Genomic DNA, 24,217 nt, shown 5'->3' with positions numbered 1-24,217 from the left:
TACACTACATTAAATGTATCATGATAGTGTATTTGTAACAAGGTTAATGTCTATCGATCTAATTCAATTTCTTTTTGAATCCGCTGCTGGTTCTTTAATTGCTGCAGTCTTCGTTTGCTGGCACGCATTTTTTCCTGTTCTGAACGAATTTTGGCTTTTTGATTTTCGATTTCTTGTTGTTTGTGTGTTGTATTACGCATAAGATTAACCCTCCATTATTTTGTCGTGCGTCGTGTTCTTTTCTTGAAGTTCGTTTTTTTCTTTTCAGAAAATTCAAAGCCTGTAGTGAAGTCTTCTTTTAAAACAATCGTTGCTTCAAACGAACCCTTCTGACCTTTTAACCCTTTCACTGGTTGGCTTGTTCGGCTATTTTGAATAATCTCCTTCAGCTGTGTCGCTGTGAGTTTCTTTTTGGCAATCGTTGTCCATAATTTAAAATCACAGACTTCAGACGTACATGCTGCCACCTTTTGATAAAGTATGACTTCTTGTTCCTGGCATTTTGGACAAATTCCTAAATGACGCGCGGCTTCTTGCTTTTCACTGGCTGCTTTCACTTCTTGTAACGTCGATCCAAAATCAGTGGATTGGATTTGCCCTGGTACGACTTCCAATAAGTGAGAGACAAATTTTTGGATATTAGCTAGAAAAGTGGTTTGTGTTCCTTTTCGTTCTCCAATCTTTAATAAGTAGCTTTCCCATTTGGCGGTCATTTCGGCGCTCGTAAGCAGCGGCTCTTTTTCCACGGCTTGGCAAAGCAAAATCCCTTTATTCGTCACCACGAGCTTATTTTTCTCTACCTTGATATATTCCTTTTGTTTCAAGATTTCAATAATATTTGCCCGTGTCGCTTCTGTACCGATTCCTTCTACTTCTTTCAATATAGATTGCGCTTCTTCACTATCCACGGTTTTCCCAGCTGTTTTCATTGCAGTGATCAACGTGCCTTCGGTATAAGGTTTTGGTGGCTTTGTTTCTTTTTCAAGGACTTGTAGATCTACCGTCACCATTTCTCCTTTTGTCACTTTAGGAAGTAGCGGCTCTTCTTCCTTCTCTTTTCCATCGCTCTCTTTTCCAAATAACTTCTTCCAACCTAGATCTACCGGCACTTTTCCGATTGCTTTTAACTGAAGCTGCTGAACTTGCGTCAAGATCGTTGTTTCTTCATAGGTATATTTTTCCGCAAACATGGCCACCGTTGTTTTTAACACTTGTTCATAAATGGCCTGCTGCAGTGGACTTAATTGTTCAAAAGCCGCTGCCGTCATGACCGTTTTTGTAGGAATGATCGCGTAATGTTCCTGGACTTTCTTATTATTCACATATCGACTATTAGGTGTATGAATAGGAGTAGGAATGGCTTCGGCCTTTAAAAAGTGTTTGTATTCGTCTAAGTGATCCAACAGATACGCATACTCCCCTTCTGTAATATAAGGGGTATCTGTTCGTGGGTAGCTTAGATATTTCCCTTCATACAACCCTTGCATAGCCTCCAAAGTGTCTTTGGCACTAGCTTTCATAAGCTGATTCATTTTAGACTGAAGGCTGGATAGAGAAAAAAGACGTGGACTTGCCGCGCTTTTTTTCTCGGTTTCAACTTGGTGGATCGTACCTGGCTGTTTTCCCAATTGAACCCCCTTTTCTTTTAAATAATCTTCAAATGCTTCTTGCGTCGCTTGGGTTTCATTCGGATCAAGCTTCGCATCAAATGCGCCATTTTGAGCGATTACTTGGGCTTTTCCTTCAAAATATGGTTCTTTTTGGAAGTTTCTAATCTTTTCCTGTAATTGATAAATCATGTAAAGCGTTGGGGTTTGGACTCTGCCTAAGGAAAAACTTCCTGGTATGCCTTTTTGCTGCAAGAGTAAACTATACAGTGGGCTACCGTTCATGCCGATCAACCAATCGGCGATCTGGCGTGCTTGTGCTTCTTCAAATTTTGGGTAGGTCTCTTCTGCATCTCGTAACTGCTGGAATCCTTGATAAATGGCTTCTTTTTCTAAGGAGTTGATCCAAAGTCTTTTAAAGGTCTTTCCATGATCGGCGCCTGCTTGTTGAATGATCGTCCAAGCGATCAGTTCCCCTTCACGATCGCTATCTGTCGCAATAATAATGGTATCGGCCGATTGAAGTTGCTGTTTCACCACGTTGAATTGCTTTTTCTTATCTTTAGGAACATGATAGTGATAATGTGTAGGGAAAATAGGCAAATGCTCTAATGACCATTGTTTCCAATTTTCATCGTACATATCGGGCGAATCTAACTCGACTAAATGACCAAAACCATACGTGATCACAGTTTCACCAGGAAACAATCGATCTTGGATTTCAAAATACCCGTCTTTTCGAGTGGATTTAAAGAAGCTATCGGAATAAGCTTTCGCTTGTGACGGCTTTTCTGCTAAAATAACGGTTTTCATCATGACGATTTCACTCCCTTTCTTGTTGTCTGCCTTGTTGAAACAACATCGCACGTTTTTGCTTTCTGATCTCTTGTTGGTGGATTTCATGCTTCAATTGATCATTCCAATCCTTTTTTACTTCAGGTACAAATTCATGTTCATGATTTTTATAGCCTTTGTAGTATTGTTCTGCTTTATAAGAGAAAAGAATCTGAGCATTAATATCCCCTTTTTCTTGATAAAAACGATCAAAATCGTACGTACCATCCACGCGTTCACAACCTTTTAATTCTTTTGCGACTTCTCTACAAATATCTTTCAAATTAATAGCTTCTATTGAATCGTTAACAGAAAGCTGCTGACCAAGAGACGCATTTACTTTGTGAGCGGAAACCAGTTGGTCCGTTAATTGCAGATTGTTTTCTGTCTTGTGTATGGCCATAATTGCTTCAGGTTCAACTTTCATTTCTTTTGCAACTTCTTCATAAATGACTTTGTATTCTTTTGGCACTTGCCAATCATTAGCGATTCCTCGTTCACAACGTACTTTCTGATTCGTAAATGGATCAACTGCGCCCATTAATTGTTCTTTTTCGTAGAAAATATGTCCTGCACGGTCATTATCCACACAAATCTCAATGGATTGAGGAAAGGCTTGTTTCTTTCTCAATTCAGATACTGCCTCACCAAAATAATGACTGATCACATGGTGTTTTAACCCTTCCATAGAGACTAACCACGTATCGTTTAACTGATCACGATTCAGTGCAGCATAGCTAAGTAAATCAATACTACTCTCAAAAAATTTTAACTGTTTAGGGTCACCGATCTTTAGGTTAAATCCATGATTCGCTGTCGAATTTTTATCTATATGCTTATATGTGCCTCTCTCACCAAAACGTTCATAATCAATGAATGTTCCTTGATAACTCGCCCCTACTGTCTCTTTTGTCTGTGGATCTTTCCATAAAAAGGCGACCGCATGATCCAAACGATCGTCTCGAACTAAGAAATTTTGCCGTTCATGTTTTGGCTTTAGTTCGGCGATCAATCCTTCTTTTTCTGCATAATCAATCAACCAATCGGGCAGTTTTCGTTCTTCCTTCAAATAATTCCTTCCTTTTTCTGTGAGTGGTTGATAATCAACGGGGTGATCTTTGTACTTTTCTGTCTCAAAATGAAGATTTTCTACTCGTTCTGTTTTGTCTTCATTCTTTAGAATAAAATCTGTGGCTGCTTTAAATTGTTGCTTAGAGTCTTGAATCTCTTTGTCTATGAAAAAAAGTTTAGCTAATTCAATAATGTCGCCACTAATATTTTGACTGTTCCAATAAAAACGTTGTTTTCTTCGATCAAAAACAAATGAATCATGGTCTTCTAAGCGATAGTCTCGTCCTTTATTGACTACAGCCATTCCATTGTTTCGAGCAAAATCCACTATATCGATCTGTTTACATCGATCAATAAGACTCATTTTTTTCTCGGTCATTTTCAAACCTCCCAAAAGAAAAAAGACTATCCGTTTTTCAGATAGTCTTTTTTACTTATTTTATACACGTTCTTTTTGTGACAATTGTTGTTCATAATAGATTTCATTTTTTCGTTTGGCCACTTCTGACACTGTTTCAAGTGAAAATCGGAATGGATTTCCTAGCGCAAATTCTTCTGAAGGTAACGCCGTTTGGATCTCTTTTCCATAACTTTTTCCTTTTAAAATCACTTGATTATGCTGCGGATCTTCAATAAACGCCGCATCCTTCAAATGTAACGTTCGACCCGTATCTTCTTCCATTACTTTCCCGTCTTTCTTGTCGATCCAAAGTGAACCAACGGGCACAATATTCTTATTCTCTGGCGTTTCTAAAGTATTTTTATGCTCCTGCTTCACTTCTGCTGGCTGGATCTCTGGTTCTCTTTCTCTGTATTGATTGATTTCATTAGAAATGGTTTGAATGAATTCATTTGCGACACGACTGACATCATTCATGATTTTCCCACGTTCCGCAGCTTCCTTATCATCCAACGTCTGACCATTCTTCGTCCATGTCGCAATATAAGGAATAGCTTTCTCCGAGGTGTCCATCCCAAAATGCTTGCACACAATATAGGAGGTCATTTCTGCCTGTAGTTCTTTAGTTGCGGTATCTAATTCTGAAAATTTGTGCATTCTAGCATGGGCTAATTCGTGAATACTTGTGGCTAAATGCTGCGTAGGAGTATTTCGAGTATTCATGACGATTTCTTCTTCGCCAGTAAATTCGTTACGAACGTACGCCCCACGTGCTTGTCCTAATTCTCTTTGATAGACTTCACTTTCTGTCATATCTCGAATTTGAATTCCAATATTTTTGGCTACCGCTTGAATCCCAACTTGAAGTTCTGTCTGCCCTGTTTTATCCAATTGAAAATCAAAGACGCGGTTCGGGAAGATTTTCGGATAGTCTTCAGGCTTCAATTGTGTTTGTGTGATATCAAACACTTTTTCAATCGTGTAGTAAGGTTTTTTGATCACTTCGATTTGACCACTTTCGATTCGTTTTTTATCTTCTGGTGTAGCTTCTGTTTCTCGAACAAAGCCACGTCCTTTCTCATAAAATCCTTTGACCGTTTTTCTGACAAAGATCTTGTTCCCTTGTTCCCCTTTTTTGATATAGATTCCTTCTTTTTTCAACGCGGCACGACCTAAACAAGCCGTTGCACCTGGAAATTGTTCCTCAATCAATAATTGATTTCTAAAGGATCGTTCTGGAAAACGAGACATAAAGTTCAAAAGTTCTTTGACGTCTTCAGGAGAATGGGTATGCTTTTTCACCGCATCCAGTGCCTGTTGCGAAAGGGATTTAACTTCTTGTTTAATCTCTTCTGCCGTTCGTTTTTGATAGCCCTTTTGTTTTGTTTTTGTTTCTTTCGACTGCATTTCTTCTTTCGAAACAGGTTCATTTTTGACCGATTGTTTTTGTTCCTTCTCAGGTACTTGTTCGCACAATTTTGCTAACTCTAAATAGATGGGTTGATTACTGTTGACGCCATCCCCTAGATCCATTCGGATCTGATCGACTACTTCTCCGTTCTTCACTTCTTCAAAATAGAATTTATAATAACCTGCTTCTGCGGCGTATTGGTTATCCAACGTTTTGAGTTGATCGATCAATTCGAATGTTACGATCTCCCCACCATAACTTTTCAATCCTTTTTCTGGATCATTTTCGTTGAATTCTACTCGATAGAAATGATCGATTTCTTTCTCTTTCACAGAATCAATTGGTCTAGCCTCTTCAAGTAATTCACGAACAGCTGCCTTTTCTTCTTCCGACGTGGCTTGGTATTTTTTTGACGCTTCAAATTCGCCGTTTTCATTGAGTTCTAAAGCGACTTTTCGATAGCCTTTCAGAAAATAGATAGTTGGATTCTTTTTCCATTGCGTCACTCGTCCGCTGTCAATGATCGCTTGTACTTCAGGAAGAATATTTTCTTTTCCTTTCTCTGATTTTTCTTTCAGCTGTTCTAATGTTTCCAATTTTCGTTGGTATTTTCGGATCGTAGCGGCTGAAAAAGTCGATTCACCTTTTTCAAAGCGTTCGATTTCTTCTTTGATTCTTGGAATATTTTCGATTGTCATATCCAGGCCGCCGTACTTGTTATAGCCCATTTCCTTTAGCTCTTCTTGTCTTTCAAGTTTTTCTACCTGTTTTTCTTGTTGCTTGATCTCTTCTCTCAGACTATGCACTTTGTTTTCTAAACGTTCTTGTTGCCTAAACCAAGAATGCCCATTTCTCTTATCGTTCATTGGCTGACCGTTTGTCTTTCTCTGGTGTTCAAACATCTTCTCAATTTGTTCGTTTAATTCATTTTGCAATCGTGCTAATTTTCTTTTGGATTTTCCCAAACGACTATTGTCTAGTGGTTCTTTTTCTTCTGCCATGTCCGTTTCCTCCTAAACAAATGGATAATTTTCTACTGCATCAACGAACGTTTTTGTAATCAGATTTAACGCTAAAATATCGCCACTTCGATAAGCTTTTGCCGCTTTGTCTGTGACGACAAAAGATCTACCTGTTTGAATTTCTGTCACAAAAACGAGATTGTCTCTGCTTTTTTCAACAACAACTCCAATAGTTGAATAAGCCATTTCTTCTTCCTCCCTTCTCTTTCTTTTGATATAATGTAGTCGGAAATCGCACCACTCATTGAATTGGCGGAAAACAATTCATTGAAAAAAAGAGTCTTGGACAATTACGTTCAGGACTCTTTTACTTCTTTTATTCACTTAACAACTAACATTCTGTGAGTGAAATAGACTCTTCAATGCTTTTACACGGGAAGTTATTGATCCCCTCCTCATTCATTTCCCAAGTAGTATAATAAGGCGCTAACTTGCCTTCATATTCTTGAATGATAAAATATTTTTCACCCTTCACATGATTACAACAGTACACACCAGTAGCTGGGTACTCAACGACTAAAAATTGATTTGGATCAAACTGTTCGTTTCTCAACATTTCTCTTATCTGAAACAAATGCTCTTTTTCTAAACAATCGGGAAGTTGTTCGATTCGTTCTTCTCTTAATGATCCTTCTATAACTTTCCATTGATCTAAATATTGTTTCATTGCTATTCCTCCTACTGTCTTTCTTGTTCCATTTGAATTCTTCGTTGTTGCTCTTCGTATGCTTTACTTGCGTGGTATTTTTCTTCATGGGCATTAATCGTTCGATTTAATTGACGCAAACTCCGTTGCGTGACAACTCTTTGTTGGAATTGTTTCCTTCGCTTCATGAATTCTTCGTAACTATACTTGTATTCATTTGTTGGCAACTGTTTAAGTGTTCGGAAGGATCGTTCATTGTAAATAGATTGCATCTGATCGACACCTTCTATTAATGGTTTTATTTGACTATCTTGTCTCTTCAGTTCTGTTAGGATGGCATTTCCTGTGCGCTTTTTTAAATCAAAGAGGGCGTTTTTTTCTGCATCCTTTGATTCTCTTTTGCTTTCCCCATAAAGACTTTTTGCTTCTTCTTTCAATGCTTTTGAAATCTGTATATATTCTTGATATTCAGGTTCTTTTGTTAAAACATATTTGGTTAACTCATCGAGTTTCTCTCTTGTGTATGGTGAAAGTTTGGTTCGTTTTTCATCCCCGTAATTCCATTCTGAACGTTTGTCAGGTAGGGTTTTATATACTTCATTTAATAAGTTCATTGCGTGTCGATCGTAACGCGCTGGCTCTTTTACCACTTTTGTTAAGGTGTTACGCAAATCACTTTTCCGCGTCAATAAATTTCGTTTCTCCATACCAATCATTCGATCCTTTTCATAAGAAAAACGTTCTAACTCATGTACATAATTGGTCTTCATTGCGTCTAATGTTGCTTGTCTTCTCTTACCTTTCGGTACGATATAACTCACACCATTTTCAACCTCCGTGTAAGGTTTACGCGTATTTTCTTTTTCAACAACTGCAAAATGAATATGGATATGTTTGGTATTACGGTGAATCGTTGCCATCCAGTAGCCTGTTTCGTTCAGTTGCTCTTTCTCGAATAATGTCTCCATCATTTTTCTTCCAGCTGCTTTTAATCCTTCTTCATCTAAAGTATCTGTTTTGGGATCGTACAATCCTATTTTTTCAAGATACGAATTATCATGAGAGACAACATCTTGATAAATGATTGAGCCTTTTTGTTGTCCTCTTTGGAAGATTTGCTTAATCTCCTTCAGATCACTTCCTTTCACTTCGTCTGAAGCCATAGAAAAAACTCCAGGAAGGTTTCCTGAAGCTTTTTTGTGTGGCTCTGTTTGATATTTTTTTATTGCTTGGTTCAAGCGTTGGTATTCTTTTTGTTCACTTTGCGTCAGTTCTTTCTTTTGTTCTAACGCATAGTGACGGGTCATATAAGAAAGATATTTGGTAAAATCTTGTTCCTCTAACTTGTCAAAGTTGATTCCATTTCCCATCAAAGATTGAGCTTCATTCGACGTTTCGCTGAATTCTTTATCCGTCTTACTCTCCGAAAAAGTTTCTCCTTCAGGAATATAAAAATCCTCTAAAGCATTCTTGATTCGTTGCAGTTCCTGTTCTTCTTCAGGCGTACGTCGTTCCATTTCTTCCAGCGCTTTTTCTCTTGTCATATAATCAATGTATGTTGAAAAAGATTTTTTATTGGGCAAGGTAAATTGACAAGTGAGAATGACTGCAGGCGATTTATTCATCATGTTCCCCTTCTACTTTTATCTTTTTAGAATCTTCGTTGGATCAAATGGATCTACTCTGGCATGAACAGATTCATTCACAGGTTTCTTCAACTGAGGGGAATATTTTTTGGTTTGATTAGATTTAATTTTTCCTTCCACACGTTCTTTTGCTTCTTGGTAAACCGTTGAATTTGTACCAATTAGTATTCCTGTATCTTTCAAATGAAGATCTGCAAACTCTGAAACCATTTCGGTTAAAATAGAAATTTCTTTACTCATTCCATTCAACTTTGCTTGATTGGAATTTACTTTTTTCTCCATTTCTGGATCATAATTCATACATAGAAACCGAACGGCTTCACTATAGTTTTTAACTTCTGCATGAGTAGAAATAATCTCATCCAACACATCGATATGTGTTTGGTGAAAGTAAATGTGTTTGTCTATAACCTTTGCCATATCAAAGTTCACTTCCTCTATTTTGCTCGATCAAGATTTCTAAAATACGATTGTTTTGGCTAACATATTCTTCTAATATCTTTGTGTTATAGCTTTGAATTTCTGAAAACTTTTCTAATAACTGATCAAACTTTTCTTTTTTATATTCCATCAAAGGACGATCAAAATCATTTTCTATTAGTAATTTTAAATAATCGTTACGACTCCATTTATTACCCGTACGGTTACTTAGTTCGTCACATCTTCGATCAATTTCTCTTACGATTTTCTCATCCACATTTCTTATTCTTACTTCCATATTAATTCCTCCAATTTAAAAAGGATAGCGAAAAGGAGCCTATCCTTTTTACTATCCTACTACCCTCCTTTTACTATCCTTCACTATCCTTTCACTATCCTATTTTTAAATATTTTGTTCCCACATTTATTTTTGAGAAACGTAATAGGCACAGCCTATTGGAACACTTTTTTTAAAAAGTGTTCCCACGTTTCCTTATGCTCTTTAAAAGTTTACTTCAAATTCTAAAACCTTGAACATTATTAGTTATACCTTCAAATAAATTATTTAAATTTATCAAATTCATTAAACCTCATCATCTACATAGTAAGCTTTTTTAGATCATTTTAATGCAACACTTTTCCATAAATTTTATTCGTTAGCAATTGTAACGGCAGGTTATTGTGAGGTGCTATACTAAAATAAATAATCATTTTATAAGCTATTCTCAATGAATAAAAAAAGCCGCTGTCGATAAAGACAAGCGAGCTTTTTCCAAGGGAAATTCTATTTCATGAAACTTGCTTTAAAATTTCTAATTGAAAAGAAGTTTGGAAATGGCTAAATGAACGCAATACCACCTTGAATGTTTCTGCTAGTTATGGGCCACTATTCACGAGCTTCACTGAAAGACCATCATAGAAGAATACATTTCTTTAGTACTTTATTAAACCTCCTACAACTAAAGACACGGGTAAGTGCTTTATCCAATTAAAAGCCTTGATGAAACCTAAATACGACCAGAGTTCTCATTACGGGCGTGTGTTTCTTTTGTAAATTGTGTAATTAATAACCCCTATCATACAAAGATAAAATAAGCTACCTACAACTAGTCTGTGCACTGAAAAATCGAAATCATTATGAAGAAAAAACCACAATAGTATTGCGTAAAGCCCCCCTTGAATTGCGGTTACCCAGTACCATTTCATTAATTGAAACATCCTCTAACTCTTTTACATTTGACATATCTAACACTTCCTTCTTAATTATGATACAAATTTACTGTATCATACAATAATCTTAAGAATTAAATCTATTCCTGAACCATAGGTAAACTATTCCTCAAAGAAGATAAAAATTGGAATCCATACTTTTTCTCTATAAAAAAAAGCTCCACTTTGTATGTCGGAAACAATTAGGTAAGCAATTTTTATGAACTAATTGATCATTTGTCCTGTACTTCTGATATAGGTAACCCTAACCAGGAAGTGTCAGAATTAGGCCAATCTCTATTTCTATACCAATTGAACGTTTAATTAGTTTCGTAAATACATACCCGATCAATACGAGAATAAAGCCAGATACAAATAAATACATATGTGCAGAAAGAATATTGTCAAGAAGTCCTTCAATCCCACTACTGTTCTTTCTGACAATTCTATTCATTTTATTAGCGATGTGAGAATTACACTTATGGCAAGTAAATCAAATACTTTTAAAAAGGTTTTTCCATCTTAAATTCTTTCTTCTTTTCTTGCCAATGAGGGGACATAATTTCGTTGATCTGTATGCATAGGTAAAGTAACATAACACACGATAACGTACTCATTAACCCCTTAAGTAACAGATCTTCGTCAGAGAACAAAAGAAAAAGCGTTCCGACGATCACGGACACACTGACGAGAAACCCAACGATAAATAGGGCGATATAGCTGATCCATAAAAACTTTTGATACGTTTTTTTCACATAGAACCCACCTTAATTTTTTATTTATTATCAGCTGTAAAATATTTTTTAGCAGCTATATATAGAGATTCAAAAGATCTCAATTTTAATGTGTCTAAATTCTTTCTACCATTTTTCAGTTCAGATATTGTCGTGTTAGATAAATTCACTTCTTGACATACATCTTTGACTTTTACAACTTTGAGATAGGCTTTAATCAATACTTTCTGCTCAGCGAAAATATCTTTGCCGACCAAGTTCGCTCGCTTCATTTCTTTCACTCCACCTGTTCTACTAAATATTTTCTTTTGTTATACGATCAATTTTTTCTTGAAGTTTCTGAATGATCTCTTCTTGATCTTTCATTTGCGTTTTCGATGTTTCAATTTCTTGCTGGTAACCATTAATCTTATTTTCAGTATTTTCCTGATCATCTGCGACTTGATAAGGCAACTGATCTTTTAGTTTCTTCACTAATTCTTCATTCAAATCTATGGTTGCTTGGAAAGATTCAATTTGTTTTTGTGCTGCTTTTTGTTCTTTCTTGTATCCTTTCACTTTGTAATTGATCGCATGTTGTTCATAATCTTCGTCTTTCACGTGATCTTTGACCTTATCTTCGTGAATGTAAAAAATCAGATCTTGCGGTTCTTGCATATCCACCTTTGGATCAATTTTTTCAGGAATAATGGTTAATCGCATAGCAATATATTCTTCTGGTACATGCGATAGCTTCACTGCAAAATAATCATCAGACACCTTAATCACTTTGGCTTTTATTGCTTGATAATCCCCTTTAGCTGTCTTTACTTCTACGCGATAATTAAGATTAGCCAGTTCTTTTAATAAGCTTTGATCTTCATCGTCGATCGCAAATTCAAAAACTAATTGCTGGTTCGCTCCTTTTTCTTTTGAAACCATCGTCAGTTCCTTCGTGTTTAAAAATGCGTTCGTGCTTACCTCATCTGGTATGTCTACCTTCTTATGCGTATAAATCGGACTAGCAAGAATTAAAAAGCCGAGAATCATAAAGATTCCCAGCCATCTAAGATAACTTTTTCGTTTTTTGAAACGTTCTCTTGCTCCTTTTTTCTTACTCATTTTCTTCCTCCTAACGAGTGAAATAACTAAAGTCTGTGACTTTCCATTGACCATCTACTTGTTTTTCAGTGACAGTTAATCCACCTTTTATTTTTTGCGGTTTGACATCTTTGAATTGAGGATTGCCGATTGTATAATCAACAAATACAACAAAATTTTGTTCCTCTTTTACACTGCTTGTTTGAGCGTAAGTTTGCACGTCACCTAATGTAAAAGAGTAACTTCCGTAATCATCATGTTGGTGATTATCGTCTGCAGGACTTAATTTGTCCATCACTTCTTGGGTTGCGACATCTTTTAGTTTTTCCGTTAATTCATTTCTGCTTAATGATTTATCAATGGCCAATTGACCGAACTCTTCTGCCGTCTTTCTTTGTGCTTCAGTTACTTCCTCTTTTGCTTTTGTGCCATCTTGTTGCTTCAGCTGATCGATTTCTTGGTTTTTCTCATTGATGGTTTGATTTAACTTGTCGATCTTCGCCTGTGCCTCATAGGAATTTTTTTTGAGCTTCTCAGACGCGTTTTTAGCCACTTCTTCAATTTTAAAGGTATTTGTCTCTTGTTCTTCTTTCAGCTGCCAAAACAACGCGATATTGCCGATTAAACTAACGCTAATTGCAGCTGTTAAGACGATTTTTAAAGTTTTATTTTCCATATTTTTTCTCCTGATCTATTTTTTGCTGCTATTCAAAAATGGTAATGGATCGATCCATGTACCATCATCTGTGAATGCGTGTCCTTGTGCTTGACGCCAATCCATTCGAGTGAAGCCTAAATGCAAGTGTGCTGTATCTCGTATCCCGATTACTTGACCAACTTTCACTTGATCTCCCACTTTCACACGAGAATTTCCTGTACTATTTGCAAATTCTTGATATACCATATTCAAGCCGTCGTAATTAATCACGATCACACACGCGCCCAAACCTGAAATACCAGGATTTCCAACGTATACGACTTTTCCTCCATGAACCGCATGAATCTCACTTCCTGGATGATCAACTGAACCAAAGTCTAATCCATCATGGAAACCATTCGGACGGAATTCACCGCCTGGATTCGTTCCAAATAATTGACCACCGCTGAAGGAACTTTTATCTAAACTGCTGCCAGGGAAAGGATTCATCCATTCACCAGTAATCGTACCGTTGTTATTTCCTCCTTCTCCCCAATGTTTGATCGCTAATTCATCATATTCTGTTAATTTATTTGAGGTAATAATCGACATACAACCTGTATAATAAGGACTATCTTCAGTGATTCCTGCAGCTGCATAACCACCTCGTCCTAAAATCAATAAGCTTACGCCAGGGCTTTTATTTCCTACGCTTGCATTAAAGTTTGACTGCGTAGCTACCATAAATCCGTAATAAGAGAATGCGGCTTTTGAGTTGGGAAACTTCATGTACCAGCCACCTTCAATACCACCAATTCCTCGTGCAGTACCCTTTGGAAACAAGCAACCATCAAACCAGGTAATTCCGAAAAAATTCAAGTCGTTTTTAGCAGATAGAGACGTTCCAAATGCCGATTCATACCCGTATTGCGATAGGATCACACTTGGCAATAATTTGTATTTCACTGCTGCACCTACAGCATATTGCGCAATTTCATCAGAAAAAGGGCCTCTTCCTTTGATTTCTTTATAAATGGGTAATCCTTCCGAATATTCTCCTGTAAAAGCTTCGCCACCACTGCTTGAATCTGAATCCGAATTATCAATCGATCCCGCGGCAAGTATTAGAAATAGGGTCACAAACACAGTGATCAAAATAGTCATCAAACCTGCAGAAGTACCAAACAACCACAAAAATAAGCGCCGCTTTGCACGACGCTTAACATACTGCTTGATTAAACTTTCATTTTGGGTTTCCATTATTTTCCTCCATCAAACAATTTTAATTGACGTTTGTTCGGACTAAAATGAACACGAATGGTTTCTTTTGAGCCAAAGTTGATCACAGCGTCTCCTTGATTTTGTTGAGGAATGGATTCTAATTCTGAGTTCGTCATTGATTTACCCACTAGTCCTTCTATATGACGTAAAATAGATTCATCCATACGCATGAAAATCTTCGTAGAAGAAAATTCAAAGACTTTCTTCAGTTTCGAAAAGTTATCAGAAGACATATTTTCTGGTACCATTTCTTGTGGGGATTGTGTCGCTAAAACAGTCATTGCTTCTACTTTACGCATTTCTCGTTGAAAGTTTGTGACATAATTTACCGTTTCAATAAAATCTGGATTAATCGCATTATGGCACTCATCAATCATCGCCAAGAAGCGTTTGAAGTCTTGTTCTTCCATTTGTTTTTCTTTAATTAAGCGCCGTTGTCTTCGTCCTTGAATCAATGCCTGATTCCAAATCAACGTCATAGCCATGTACATTTGACATTGTTGCACCCCTCGATCTAAACCTGTAATAGAGTCAATGTCAAAAAAGACCAACTGTTGTTGGTCAAGGTGTCGAATCGTACTGTGACCATCAAAAATCATGCCATACGTCTCACATAAGGATTCTACGATGGATTCCATTTCTTCTTTTCGATTCTTTTTCTCTTGGGAAGCACCTGGTAATTCCAGTTGTCCTAAAAAGTCTAAAAATTCTTTGAACGTCGGATAAGCTTCTGGATCTTTCCCTGTGACTTGCGTCTCAGTATTTGAACGCGAATTTGAGGAAGTAAAGCCGCGTGGTACTGTTCCATACTCTTCATAAAAACGATTTAAGTAGGTCTTAAATTCTGCTTTCATCGTTCCTTTTAGCTGAGGACTCACTAACTGTACCTGATAGACCACTTTGTCTAAGTGTGTTTGATAGGACGCTGCTTCATTGATCTTCAAATCTTTGACTGATCCATCGTCATATAAACTGGATGCTTCATCATACGTCCGTGTGGCAAATATTTCTAAAGGATTGATCATCCCGTCAGATCCGTCTAAACGCACCATAATACCGTTATATTCCTTTAAGAAAGGAATAAAGTCTTTTCCCTTTTCAAAGCCCCAAATAAAGTCTCCTGCAGCTAAATGGGCTTCCGCGATCATTTTAAGAACGGTCGATTTACCAGCTCCCATCATTCCTAGAAGCAAGGTATTAGTAGACAACCGTACACTATTTTTATACGTCGCATTCCAGACAAATGGGCCGCCTGTCATGGTTTCCCCATATTGTGTACCTCCTGGATCTTTTAGCGTTTGGTGGTGGAACGGGAAACCTCCGCCAATGTTTAACGATGGTAGTGATTGCCCTTTGATATTTCCGAACCATTCAGCTTGTTCATCGAACATGGTAAACATCGATTGCCAATCTCGTTTGGTTTTATGCAGATAAGTCACCGCACGATAATCCATCCCTTTGAGATTTTCGATTAGTTCCTGCGCTCGTTCATCTACTTCTTGGATCGTGTTTCCGTAAACATGTACTCTCACTTTGACTTGTTTAGAAATTTCCCCATTAGAAGTCAATTTTCGGGCATATTCCGCTAGTTCCAGGTATTCTTCCGCACTTTTATTTCGGTCAGTCGCTTTTCGTTCATTATCTGATCGATCATTTAATTCATCTAATGCGCGGTTGATTTGATCAATCACTTTTTGCTTTTCATCTGTGCTAACATCTAGTGTGGCCACTGTATGAGGATTGTTCATGAGATTGGCCAACCAAAAAAGAGTAGGATTTTTTGTGTAGTGATAAACTGTCACACACCGTGAATAACCATTTCCATAGGTCACATACTCTTCATCGAAATTTAATCCACCTTGTGGCATCACTTGTTTTAAAAAATCTAAATCATACCCTTTGGATTTTAAAATTTCTATTTCCCGATTTCCTAGTTGCTTTAATGGATCAAGTACTTTTTGATCATTTTGTGGTGAAAAAGCTGTTTTAATCGCTTCTAACATGTACAGTCACCTCTTCTTGTTTGATTCTTTACTTGGTTAAAAGATTGCCCTTTTCCCAACTTACCCATGCTTAAAGTGTGAGGAAATTTTCTAGTGATCTCTTCCTTCGGAATATCTTTTTCTAACCATATCAACGGATATTTCATTCTCTCTTCTCCATTCCTACTCATCATTCATATTGTTCATTCGATAAAGAATCTTGATCAATTCTTTTTTGTAGAGTGGTTTTAACCCTAAAATGCCACTAGATCGCATTAACTGACGGTTTCTGGTTTGTAAATCCTTGATTGTCTTTCCTTCAATGATGAAAAAGAAGCTTAAGTCAGGACGTTCTTGTTCTGCTCGTTTCAATTCCTGGATTTCCTCTACTAATTTCTTTTCATATTTTCTTAATCGCTGTAGATTTCTTCCTAAGGATTGTTCCATACGATTCTTATCTAATAACTGCCGCTTTTGTACGATTTGTTCCGTTAGATCCGTCTCTGTGGTCAAACTAACTAACTTAATTGTTGGCACATACGTACGCATGACGGTGGTCAACTGATTCATTCGTTCTAGTTTCTCTTGTTCATTTAATCCTTCCACGTCTGTAGAAACTACACGATAATAACGTTGAAAATGATCTTCTTTAGTAACTAAGACTCCCTCTTCTGTACAGGATTTATAAGGAAATAAATCCAAGATAGATCGTTCTTCTGGTTTTCCAAACTGAAAAATGGATTTCTTATCAACTGAATTTTGTCCTTTGACTCGCATTTATTCATCCTCCTTATACGTACCATGATAATTTCGGTTAGGATCTAACGCATGATAATGGTTCTTGTCCGTAAAAAAAATAGACTCGATAATCGCAAAAATTTGTCGTTGCCCTGGGTTATTATAGGGTCGCCAAACAATCACTAGAGCTATCGCAATCCATAAGCCATAATTCAAGAGTGCAAAAAAGAGTGGTAAGTGGACAAGATTATTGACTATTTTCGCCCAAAAAAAGCAACCACCAAGCGTTAATAGATCTAAAAAGAAAAAGGCGAAAAACTTCCATTCCCCACTAAACCTTGGGGGATTTTTCATGTTAATGTATTTATCCATAAATGATTTCTCCTTTTCATACATAGAAAAAAAGCCTAACTTGTAGGCCTTTTATGGTTTGATATCCTGTTTGATATCCCTCAATAGTTGTTCTTTCAACTCATTGTTCCTGTTTTTAGTTTCTCTTGTTACATTTATTTTTGTTGGTGAAGTAAATGCCACATTTGCTGGTTTGTAACCTGTGTGAACTTTTTGAATAGGTTCTGGTGCAGCTTCTCTTGTCACAACATTTTGAACGGACGCATTCCCTGTCTCACCACTTTCAGATAAATTGTAAGAAACAGTTGTCAGATTTCCATTTTCAGGCAAACGACTTGGTTTCATTTGAACAGTACCTGCAGTTGATTGGTGAACAAAGCTTTGATCATTCTCCTTGAATTGATTCAAACGACTATCTTTCATTGGTAAATTTTGTGTCTTAGGCAAACCAATTTTCGTTGATTTTTCAGTTCCAACTTCGATTCCATTATCATTTGGCAAATCGATGGAATCCTCATCCGTTTGTACTTCTTGATTTCGTTTTGGTAAATCTGAAATGCGCTTTTCATTTTCAGAATTAATGTTAGATTTATAACGATATTGTTCTGGATCTGTTTTTGGTAATTGACCATTTTGTCCTTCTTCTGAATTTTCGTTAGAATCCAACTCATCTTGGTAATCTTTGGCTGAAGGAATCGCTGCACCTTCTTGATTTTCTTTTTCGGTTGTTGTATTAGCTTTTACTGCTGCATTGACTTGTCCTTCACCATACGCATCTTTTAGTCCTTCTTTGACTTCTGAAGCTTTTTCTTTTTGTTTTTCTAGTGCTTCGGATGGATTCTTCACAGCTTCAGCCAATTCTTTAGCTCTTGTGCCGTCTAATTTCTCTTCTAAGGTGTCTTTGGCTTTTTCTGTAAGATCTTCCGCTGTTCCCTTTTAACCCACGTTCATTGACGTAACCAAGACCTTCTGCGGCTTTAGAAACACCATTTTTCGCTTTCCCGAACATTTCGGAAACTGTTTTCTTACTATTAGGTACAGTTGTAGCTTTATCGTCTGATTGTTCTTCCCCGTTATCAGGGGTAACATCTTTTCGATTGCCAAATCCATTTTTACGAATATCATTTAAATTGCTTAAACCACTCTTACCAGCACTTGCAAGGTTTTTAGCTCCGCTACCCACATTTTTCGCAATATTTCCTAAGGCAAACATGCTAAGAAGAGAATTGCTGCCGTTTTTCAGACTTGTATCAACACCGAAAATCTTCGTAACAGATTGAGAGCCTTTGAATAACGCAATGGTTAGTACAATTAAAGCGACAACATACAAAAATCCGTTGATCTTGCCTGCTGCGTGCAAATCACCGATACCAGACAGCATTAATGTATAGATTCGTAATTCTAAAATCGTAAACGCCAATAACAAGAAGGATTGAGAAATATCTTCTATAGCACTTTTCATCCGTTGTCCTGTCTCAAAGTCCGTTGACGCGGCAATTACTAAATAGAATTTTTTAAATACCAGCTCAATAATGCAAGTTACAATCGTAAACAAGATAAATAAATAGGCAACCGACAAAGAAGATTCACCAGCTAAAATAATCCCTGGACTACTAATGTATCGGCGATAGCCTGAAGTATACACATATTTTGCTAACCCCTCATCACTAATCTCTACAGGGATTTCTTTTCCATTATCATCCAGTTCCAGTCGGTATTGTAACGCTCTTAGCCGATCCTTTTGTATATCTGATAGACCACTCTTATCTTCATCCGCCATCTTAGCGGCTTCCTTAGGAATAATCACTGAATTAATATTTGCTGTCTTAAAGTTTTTCGCCGTGAGAGCATTTCTTTTATCTGTTGGTAGGGATTCTACTTTATTCGGATCAGTTTCTAGTAGCGTACTCACATCGATCACATTATTTTGAATAATTTGAAAAGCAGGTGATCCAGTTTTATCTGCTTTATTTGCTGCAGTCACGTCTCCGTAAAAGTTTTTACTAATATTTAGCCCTTCATCGATTAAAGAACTACCACCAAAAATCAAAATCATGGCCATAAATAGATTAACCAAGATATTTTTGATTTTTGGTGGATGTTTACTCATAAAAAATTTTAAGCCTAAATAAATTAATGTGACGACACAAAAAAGAGCCAATATCTTACTAATCAAACTTTGAAACAGTTCATTAACACCAGCAGCGTTCAATAAGTCTTTTAAATCAAAGCTTTGATAAATTGTTTTTTCTAGTAAAGTATTGAGATTATATAACCCTTTAATCAAACCCCATAAAAAAGTATTACAAATCCAACTGAATACATCTTGATACTGCAGATAATTACCATAATCTTGTAAGACTTTCGTTACGGTTTTGGGATCTGCATCCCCATCCCCAAATAAGCCTGACCACCAGTCGGCAATGCCGGAAAATATTCCTCCAATGATCATTCTTTCACCGCCTTTTCAGCTTCTAGCAAAAGTCGTTTCCTTATAACCTCTGTAATTTCTTCATTTTGACGCAATTTTTCAAGGTATTCTTGCAAACGATCTATTTGCTTCTCTTCATAAAATTGAATAAGTAACTTTTGTGCTGTTGAGTTGTCTAAAGATTGAACGATTTTAATAAAAATGTTTTCTTTAGCTTCCGCTTCTATTTGATCGTGCATATTGTGATAAAGTCGACGTGCATAGATATCAGGTAGAAAATAATCGTAATCAATTTGTAAAGCCTTAAGATCCAAGTCCGCATGTGTACAATGTATGTCTATATCATTGATATCCCACGATGGATTGAAATCTTCAATATATTGATAAGCATAAGGAAGATTTGTTTCCCCATGATTAAAAATAGGATACGGCCGTATTTTATGACCTTTCAAATCTTGTCGTTTTAAAGGAGCGAGTACAATCGTTTCACCTTCTAAAAAAGTAGAAATTCTTTCAGGAGTTAAGATACGATCTGAATCAACATTGCGATTGATATGAGTATTCATACCTAATGAATTGATGGTACTGTTCTCTTGTTCAACCGTCTTATTCCCCACTTTTTTAGAAAATTCTTCGATGGTATTATCATCTGTCGACATAATATAAATATGTGTCTGACAATTTTCTTTGATAATCGCTGCGTTTTGTTCTCCATACTTCGCATAAAGTTGCTGATAGGATTGAATAAACAGATCCCACAACATGTTTCTACCAGCTGTGACTGTCATGATTCCTTCCATATTATCCATTGGTGGCATATTCCCAAATTCATCTAAAATAAAATGAATCCTACGGTGACATTTATCTCCTTTAGTCTTAACACATTGCGTAGATAATTCTTTATACAACTGACTAAGAAAAATACTAACAATAATATGGTTAGATGGATCATAATCAGGTGTGAGCATAAAAATAGCCATTGGTTTATCGGTATAGTGCATCCGAATAGATTCTACTAATAAGTTACTTTTATCCTCATCTAATGTTAGAACGGCTTCTTTTTCTAATTCTGGCAAATGGGTTTCTCCTCGTTTTTTTCGATAAACGATATTTCCCTCTTCGTCTTTCAATACTCTTTGAGAAAACTCATACCAAGCAACATATTCTTTTCCTCGATGATCGTATTTTAAGCAAACATGATCTCCCTGTTCTAAATGACAATCAAAGTTGATTTCACAAAAACCTCTATAGCCTACTTTGACACGTTCCTCATGAAATTTTTTTCCTTGGTGATAAAACTCTACAACAATTCGCTGGTTTAACAGACTCTCGTGTAGTTTGAGATCCAAATACTTCGGAAAACCAATGGACTTATAATCAATGGTTGATTGAGAAGTCATTTTCGCAATTTTCGTCAGTGTAAATGGATTTAGTCCTGTGATCGCTGTCGATAGAATGTTGCCTTTCGCTTTATCAGAACCAATTTTTGTTGCCCCATATTGTTTTTTTGCTATGTTTCCAGGTGGTAACTGATTCATAAATTCATCTAAAGCATTGAGCTGCTTGAATTCATTATCAGGATCTTGGTAATTAAAACCACCAATCTCAGAAAGAAGTTCGACGAGATTATTCGGTGTTAATTTGGAGTAATCCCCTGTCTGATCCGCTTGTTCCAATAACGCAAAAATAAGCGCATTGACAGCTTTTTGCGCATTTTCGTTAAAGTATTTATTGTCTGAAGCGTTGGCATCATAATAAATCGTATTCGTGAAAGTATTGGTTAACTGTGTCGCTGTGTCTATGTCTCCTCGCTTCCAGTATTTCACGATGAGTGCCAATGGATTATCACTCATTGATTGCAGTGGATCGGTGATATTAAATGCATACACATCATACCCTCTAGCTTCTAGTTCATCTTTACTAGCAACATATAATTCTGTTTTTGGATCATTAACAACCATTGAACTTTGTCTTTCTGCACGAGACAAATTGTCAATGGTTGCTAAAACTTCTATCTGTCCTTTCCCTGAACGGGAAGTACCAACAATACAAGTATTTACTGTATCCGTCTGAATATACCAGTACTTTTTATAATGAGTAATTGGTATTCCGCCATAACCAGGAAAACCTCCCTTTGATTCTGGTATTTGCGGATAAATTTGTTGGATTTCCTTTAACGTTTTTAATCGGTTATCTCCTTTTTGCCCATCTGCTAGAGGACGAAACCACATGTCCATTTTCAATCCCATAAGTACAGCTGGAACAACACAAATCGTAGAAACAACTAAACGTGTGCCTAAACTTGTTGTTGGGGTCAAAGGATTCCAAAAACCAGTTGAATCAAAATGGAATAACTGCGGCATTTCTTGTAACTGAAAAATATTCACTCCTTGTAAACTTCCTGGAATAATCTCAAATCGATGAAATGCTTCTGGTATTCTTGTAACAACATAGTTTAAAGGAAGATAAGCTAAGCCACTATAAAAAATCTTTTGAGAAATACGTTTGTCATGTTTTTCTGGTAGCTCTTCTCCTGAAGGAGTATAGCGATAGAAATGAGAAAGATACCTATTCTTTTCTAAATTGAATCGTTTGTCTTTTCGTCTCGTTGTTTCTCTAACACGCATTATTTCACCTCATTTGATTCTGAACTTTCGGAAGTGTTTGATTGTACAGTTGAATCGTTTGATCCTTCTTTAGCCTTACTAGGATCACTCTCTTTGCTATTTTCCATACTTGACTCTGTTGTTGACTGATTGGTACGATTCAATAATTCTTCTAATTGTTGTTCATACTCTTTTCTTGCTTGTTCTTGGGCTTCTTCCTTGATTGACGTCGTTGTGGCCACAGAATCAGCCTGTGAAGATTGATTGATATGATTAAAAGCAAATACTGTTCCTCCACCTAGAAGCAAGCTTAAACTTGCAATACATCCCACCATCCATCCGTTAAAGGAACGCTGTGGTGAAGGAGTTAAATTTGCTTGGTTGTTCACTGGCGTTTGAACAGCAGCTACTGGTTGAGGTTGTGCTAGATAATTTAACTGTGCTTGTCGCAATGTATCCATTTGTTCTTGACGTTCCTTACGAGCAGCTGCTTCTTTTTCCTTTTCTTGCTCTAACCGTTGTTTTTCTATCGCCATTTTTTGTTCCGCAAGATCCTGTTCACGTTTTTTTAATTCTAATTGTTCGCGCTCTTTTTCTTTTTGCCGTTGTTTTTCTTCTTGTTCTTTCAATTCTCGTTGTTGAATTTCATACTCTTTTTTCCATTTTGGAATTTGTACTTGTAATTCTTGCTGGATCTGCTCGTGTTTTTCCATAAGAACTTCAGTCGTTGTTTGATATAGCTTATTCAGTTGCTCATTTAATTCTTTGCTAATCTTTAGCTTATCTGTACGCAAACCTTGATAAAATTCTTCTTTTCGTTCTCTTATACGTTCTTTTAACAAGTTTTCTTTTTCTTTCGATAACGCTTCTTGATTCGTCTGAGTAAAATTATTGATCTTTTCTACACACAAGGAATACGCATTGTCGCGTTTCTTTTCGTATCGCTCTTTAATTTTTTGTACTTCTTCTTCAATCACTCGCTGTTCTTCTTTATTTAGTTCCTCTTTTGCTTTCTCCCAATTAGACGACTGTTCCGTCGCATACTCATTAATTTCTTGATCTGTTTCTTGTTGACGTTCTTCAAAGGTGGCTAATAAATCTTCTTGTGCAAGCTCATGCCAATTTGTTGATTGGACAGACTCTAACTGTTCTAAAAGTGTGCCTTTACCCTGTGAGATTAATTCTTCTTTACTCTCTAAAAATGCTTGATAGGTTTGGGGTAATTGATATTTCGAATAAAGCCCATTTAAAAATAATTTGTTTTTTTCTTTCATCCATTCATGCTCTGGCGGATATTGATCCAAAATATAATCAAATACAGTTGCCTTTTGTATCTCTGTTTCGTTTTTCTCTACTTCTTCACTGATAAGTGGTTCAATATATTCCTGAGAATCCCCTTCAGTCCATATTGACTCTTCATTAGCTTCAACTGGATCAACTTCTACTTCGGCCGTCTCTTCATCCTCCATTGTTTCTTCAAAGGGATCTACCTCCAATTGACCCATCACATCGTTCTCTTCCTCAAATATCGATTTCTGAGTCGGAATATCAGCTTGTTCGTCAACATAGACTGTCTCTTTTTCTTTTGACTCCTTCTTTGGAAATATTGGTCGTTCCCATGGTACTTCTTCATTTACTTCGACTTCACTCCCTTGATTCACTTTTCTTTGGTCGCTCTCTAACTCTTCTTCTAAAACTTGTAAAAGTTTTTCGTTTCGATAAGACTCTTCCACACTCATAGTTTCATCCGTTTCTTTAAACACATCAAGGCGGATTAAATCCATCAATGTAGGATAGAAACCTTCTGAAATTTGATAATCCAGTGGGCCAAAAACGTATTCTGTACCAGCTTTCTCTATTTTTCCTTCTGTGTCATGTAACGTGAGAGTCAACTTAACAGAAGATCGACTTTCGTGTTCCAGTACTTTCCCTAACACATGTAGCTGTTCTTCCGTTTCAATGACAGAATATTTAATTGTTTTCGGTAAAAAAGAAGTACGCTTTCCTACTTCCTTCGTTGCTTTTTTTATTAACTCTTTATCTGTTTTGGTATTGCCTGCAATCGTAAAGTACATGAGTATTCTCCTTTCATAAAAAAGGAGTAAAAAGTA

At 36.6% G+C, this 24,217-nt stretch carries 19 protein-coding genes and 1 pseudogene; all 20 read right to left on the bottom strand.

Annotated features, from left to right (window positions below; all coding sequences use genetic code 11):
- Positions 1-50 precede the first annotated feature (50 nt).
- The 20 genes and pseudogenes from KFO35_RS11555 to KFO35_RS11460 all read right to left on the bottom strand — a co-directional run bounded on the left by KFO35_RS11555 (position 51) and on the right by KFO35_RS11460 (position 24,181).
- Complete coding sequence (locus KFO35_RS11555; protein ID WP_002295632.1) at positions 51-200, bottom strand: hypothetical protein; 150 nt, start codon at positions 198-200, stop codon at positions 51-53.
- A 15-nt stretch (positions 201-215) separates the two neighbouring features.
- Positions 216-2,420, bottom strand: a complete 2,205-nt coding sequence (locus KFO35_RS11550; protein WP_024634928.1) for a type IA DNA topoisomerase — start codon at positions 2,418-2,420, stop codon at positions 216-218.
- A 10-nt stretch (positions 2,421-2,430) separates the two neighbouring features.
- A complete protein-coding gene (locus KFO35_RS11545) occupies positions 2,431-3,891 on the bottom strand; it encodes a toprim domain-containing protein (RefSeq protein WP_024634927.1) in 1,461 nt (486 codons plus the stop codon).
- A gap of 60 nt (positions 3,892-3,951) precedes the next feature.
- Entirely contained in the window at positions 3,952-6,324 is a 2,373-nt protein-coding gene (locus tag KFO35_RS11540) for an ArdC-like ssDNA-binding domain-containing protein (protein ID WP_002310993.1), read from the bottom strand.
- A gap of 12 nt (positions 6,325-6,336) precedes the next feature.
- Positions 6,337-6,531 (bottom strand): hypothetical protein, encoded by a 195-nt coding sequence (locus KFO35_RS11535; protein ID WP_002293517.1) that lies wholly within the window; start codon positions 6,529-6,531, stop codon positions 6,337-6,339.
- Positions 6,532-6,676: 145 nt separating this feature from the next.
- On the bottom strand, positions 6,677-7,012 hold the full coding sequence (locus KFO35_RS11530) for a hypothetical protein (RefSeq protein ID WP_002310991.1): 336 nt from the start codon (positions 7,010-7,012) through the stop codon (positions 6,677-6,679).
- A gap of 11 nt (positions 7,013-7,023) precedes the next feature.
- Entirely contained in the window at positions 7,024-8,616 is a 1,593-nt protein-coding gene (mobP2, locus tag KFO35_RS11525) for a MobP2 family relaxase (protein WP_021109222.1), read from the bottom strand.
- Between the two features lie 18 nt (positions 8,617-8,634).
- The gene (locus KFO35_RS11520) at positions 8,635-9,057 is read right to left on the bottom strand and encodes a hypothetical protein (protein ID WP_002310988.1); all 423 of its coding nucleotides are present in this window, start codon (positions 9,055-9,057) and stop codon (positions 8,635-8,637) included.
- 1 nt (position 9,058) lies between these two features.
- The gene (locus KFO35_RS11515) at positions 9,059-9,355 is read right to left on the bottom strand and encodes a hypothetical protein (RefSeq protein WP_002293513.1); all 297 of its coding nucleotides are present in this window, start codon (positions 9,353-9,355) and stop codon (positions 9,059-9,061) included.
- Positions 9,356-10,769: 1,414 nt separating this feature from the next.
- Positions 10,770-11,021 carry a hypothetical protein gene (locus KFO35_RS11510; protein WP_002310985.1) on the bottom strand — a complete coding sequence of 84 codons (252 nt, stop codon included), beginning with the start codon at positions 11,019-11,021 and terminating at the stop codon, positions 10,770-10,772.
- 20 nt (positions 11,022-11,041) lie between these two features.
- The gene (locus KFO35_RS11505; RefSeq protein WP_002297493.1) at positions 11,042-11,272 is read right to left on the bottom strand and encodes a hypothetical protein; all 231 of its coding nucleotides are present in this window, start codon (positions 11,270-11,272) and stop codon (positions 11,042-11,044) included.
- A 22-nt stretch (positions 11,273-11,294) separates the two neighbouring features.
- The gene (locus KFO35_RS11500) at positions 11,295-12,101 is read right to left on the bottom strand and encodes a hypothetical protein (RefSeq protein ID WP_002293510.1); all 807 of its coding nucleotides are present in this window, start codon (positions 12,099-12,101) and stop codon (positions 11,295-11,297) included.
- A gap of 10 nt (positions 12,102-12,111) precedes the next feature.
- Entirely contained in the window at positions 12,112-12,756 is a 645-nt protein-coding gene (locus KFO35_RS11495; RefSeq protein WP_002330437.1) for a hypothetical protein, read from the bottom strand.
- Between the two features lie 15 nt (positions 12,757-12,771).
- On the bottom strand, positions 12,772-13,977 hold the full coding sequence (locus tag KFO35_RS11490; protein WP_024634926.1) for a glucosaminidase domain-containing protein: 1,206 nt from the start codon (positions 13,975-13,977) through the stop codon (positions 12,772-12,774).
- A complete protein-coding gene (locus KFO35_RS11485) occupies positions 13,977-16,001 on the bottom strand; it encodes a VirB4 family type IV secretion system protein (protein WP_002296364.1) in 2,025 nt (674 codons plus the stop codon). Before KFO35_RS11485 ends, KFO35_RS11490 begins: the two co-directional genes overlap by 1 nt.
- Positions 16,002-16,163: 162 nt before the next feature.
- Positions 16,164-16,757: a TraC-like domain-containing protein gene (locus KFO35_RS11480; protein WP_002307538.1), complete on the bottom strand. Its 594-nt coding sequence runs from the start codon at positions 16,755-16,757 to the stop codon at positions 16,164-16,166.
- Positions 16,758-17,090, bottom strand: a complete 333-nt coding sequence (locus tag KFO35_RS11475) for a DUF5592 family protein (protein ID WP_002295656.1) — start codon at positions 17,088-17,090, stop codon at positions 16,758-16,760. It abuts the gene before it with no gap.
- A gap of 51 nt (positions 17,091-17,141) precedes the next feature.
- Positions 17,142-19,521: pseudogene (locus tag KFO35_RS11470) on the bottom strand (pLS20_p028 family conjugation system transmembrane protein).
- Positions 19,518-22,127 (bottom strand): VirD4-like conjugal transfer protein, CD1115 family, encoded by a 2,610-nt coding sequence (locus KFO35_RS11465; protein WP_024634924.1) that lies wholly within the window; start codon positions 22,125-22,127, stop codon positions 19,518-19,520. The pseudogene KFO35_RS11470 and the gene KFO35_RS11465 overlap by 4 nt, the downstream one beginning before the upstream one ends.
- The gene (locus KFO35_RS11460; RefSeq protein WP_024634923.1) at positions 22,127-24,181 is read right to left on the bottom strand and encodes a hypothetical protein; all 2,055 of its coding nucleotides are present in this window, start codon (positions 24,179-24,181) and stop codon (positions 22,127-22,129) included. The genes KFO35_RS11465 and KFO35_RS11460 overlap by 1 nt, the downstream gene beginning before the upstream one ends.
- Between the last annotated feature and the right edge of the window lie 36 nt (positions 24,182-24,217).

This window comes from Enterococcus lactis, from assembly GCF_015751045.1.
In the GTDB taxonomy this organism is placed as follows: Bacteria; Bacillota; Bacilli; order Lactobacillales; family Enterococcaceae; genus Enterococcus_B; species Enterococcus_B lactis.
The sequence above is the reverse complement of the archived record's forward strand: the minus strand, read 5'-3'. Positions and strand labels throughout refer to the sequence as shown.

What these genes read in the sequence shown, in the direction of transcription:
- KFO35_RS11555 (WP_002295632.1), bottom strand. Translation starts at nt 200, where the DNA reads ATGCGTAATACAACACACAAACAACAAGAAATCGAAAATCAAAAAGCC.
- KFO35_RS11550 (WP_024634928.1), bottom strand. Translation starts at nt 2,420, where the DNA reads ATGAAAACCGTTATTTTAGCAGAAAAGCCGTCACAAGCGAAAGCTTAT.
- KFO35_RS11545 (WP_024634927.1), bottom strand. Translation starts at nt 3,891, where the DNA reads ATGACCGAGAAAAAAATGAGTCTTATTGATCGATGTAAACAGATCGAT.
- KFO35_RS11540 (WP_002310993.1), bottom strand. Translation starts at nt 6,324, where the DNA reads ATGGCAGAAGAAAAAGAACCACTAGACAATAGTCGTTTGGGAAAATCC.
- KFO35_RS11535 (WP_002293517.1), bottom strand. Translation starts at nt 6,531, where the DNA reads ATGGCTTATTCAACTATTGGAGTTGTTGTTGAAAAAAGCAGAGACAAT.
- KFO35_RS11530 (WP_002310991.1), bottom strand. Translation starts at nt 7,012, where the DNA reads ATGAAACAATATTTAGATCAATGGAAAGTTATAGAAGGATCATTAAGA.
- mobP2 (WP_021109222.1), bottom strand. Translation starts at nt 8,616, where the DNA reads ATGAATAAATCGCCTGCAGTCATTCTCACTTGTCAATTTACCTTGCCC.
- KFO35_RS11520 (WP_002310988.1), bottom strand. Translation starts at nt 9,057, where the DNA reads ATGGCAAAGGTTATAGACAAACACATTTACTTTCACCAAACACATATC.
- KFO35_RS11515 (WP_002293513.1), bottom strand. Translation starts at nt 9,355, where the DNA reads ATGGAAGTAAGAATAAGAAATGTGGATGAGAAAATCGTAAGAGAAATT.
- KFO35_RS11505 (WP_002297493.1), bottom strand. Translation starts at nt 11,272, where the DNA reads ATGAAGCGAGCGAACTTGGTCGGCAAAGATATTTTCGCTGAGCAGAAA.
- KFO35_RS11500 (WP_002293510.1), bottom strand. Translation starts at nt 12,101, where the DNA reads ATGAGTAAGAAAAAAGGAGCAAGAGAACGTTTCAAAAAACGAAAAAGT.
- KFO35_RS11495 (WP_002330437.1), bottom strand. Translation starts at nt 12,756, where the DNA reads ATGGAAAATAAAACTTTAAAAATCGTCTTAACAGCTGCAATTAGCGTT.
- KFO35_RS11490 (WP_024634926.1), bottom strand. Translation starts at nt 13,977, where the DNA reads ATGGAAACCCAAAATGAAAGTTTAATCAAGCAGTATGTTAAGCGTCGT.
- KFO35_RS11485 (WP_002296364.1), bottom strand. Translation starts at nt 16,001, where the DNA reads ATGTTAGAAGCGATTAAAACAGCTTTTTCACCACAAAATGATCAAAAA.
- KFO35_RS11480 (WP_002307538.1), bottom strand. Translation starts at nt 16,757, where the DNA reads ATGCGAGTCAAAGGACAAAATTCAGTTGATAAGAAATCCATTTTTCAG.
- KFO35_RS11475 (WP_002295656.1), bottom strand. Translation starts at nt 17,090, where the DNA reads ATGGATAAATACATTAACATGAAAAATCCCCCAAGGTTTAGTGGGGAA.
- KFO35_RS11465 (WP_024634924.1), bottom strand. Translation starts at nt 22,127, where the DNA reads ATGCGTGTTAGAGAAACAACGAGACGAAAAGACAAACGATTCAATTTA.
- KFO35_RS11460 (WP_024634923.1), bottom strand. Translation starts at nt 24,181, where the DNA reads ATGTACTTTACGATTGCAGGCAATACCAAAACAGATAAAGAGTTAATA.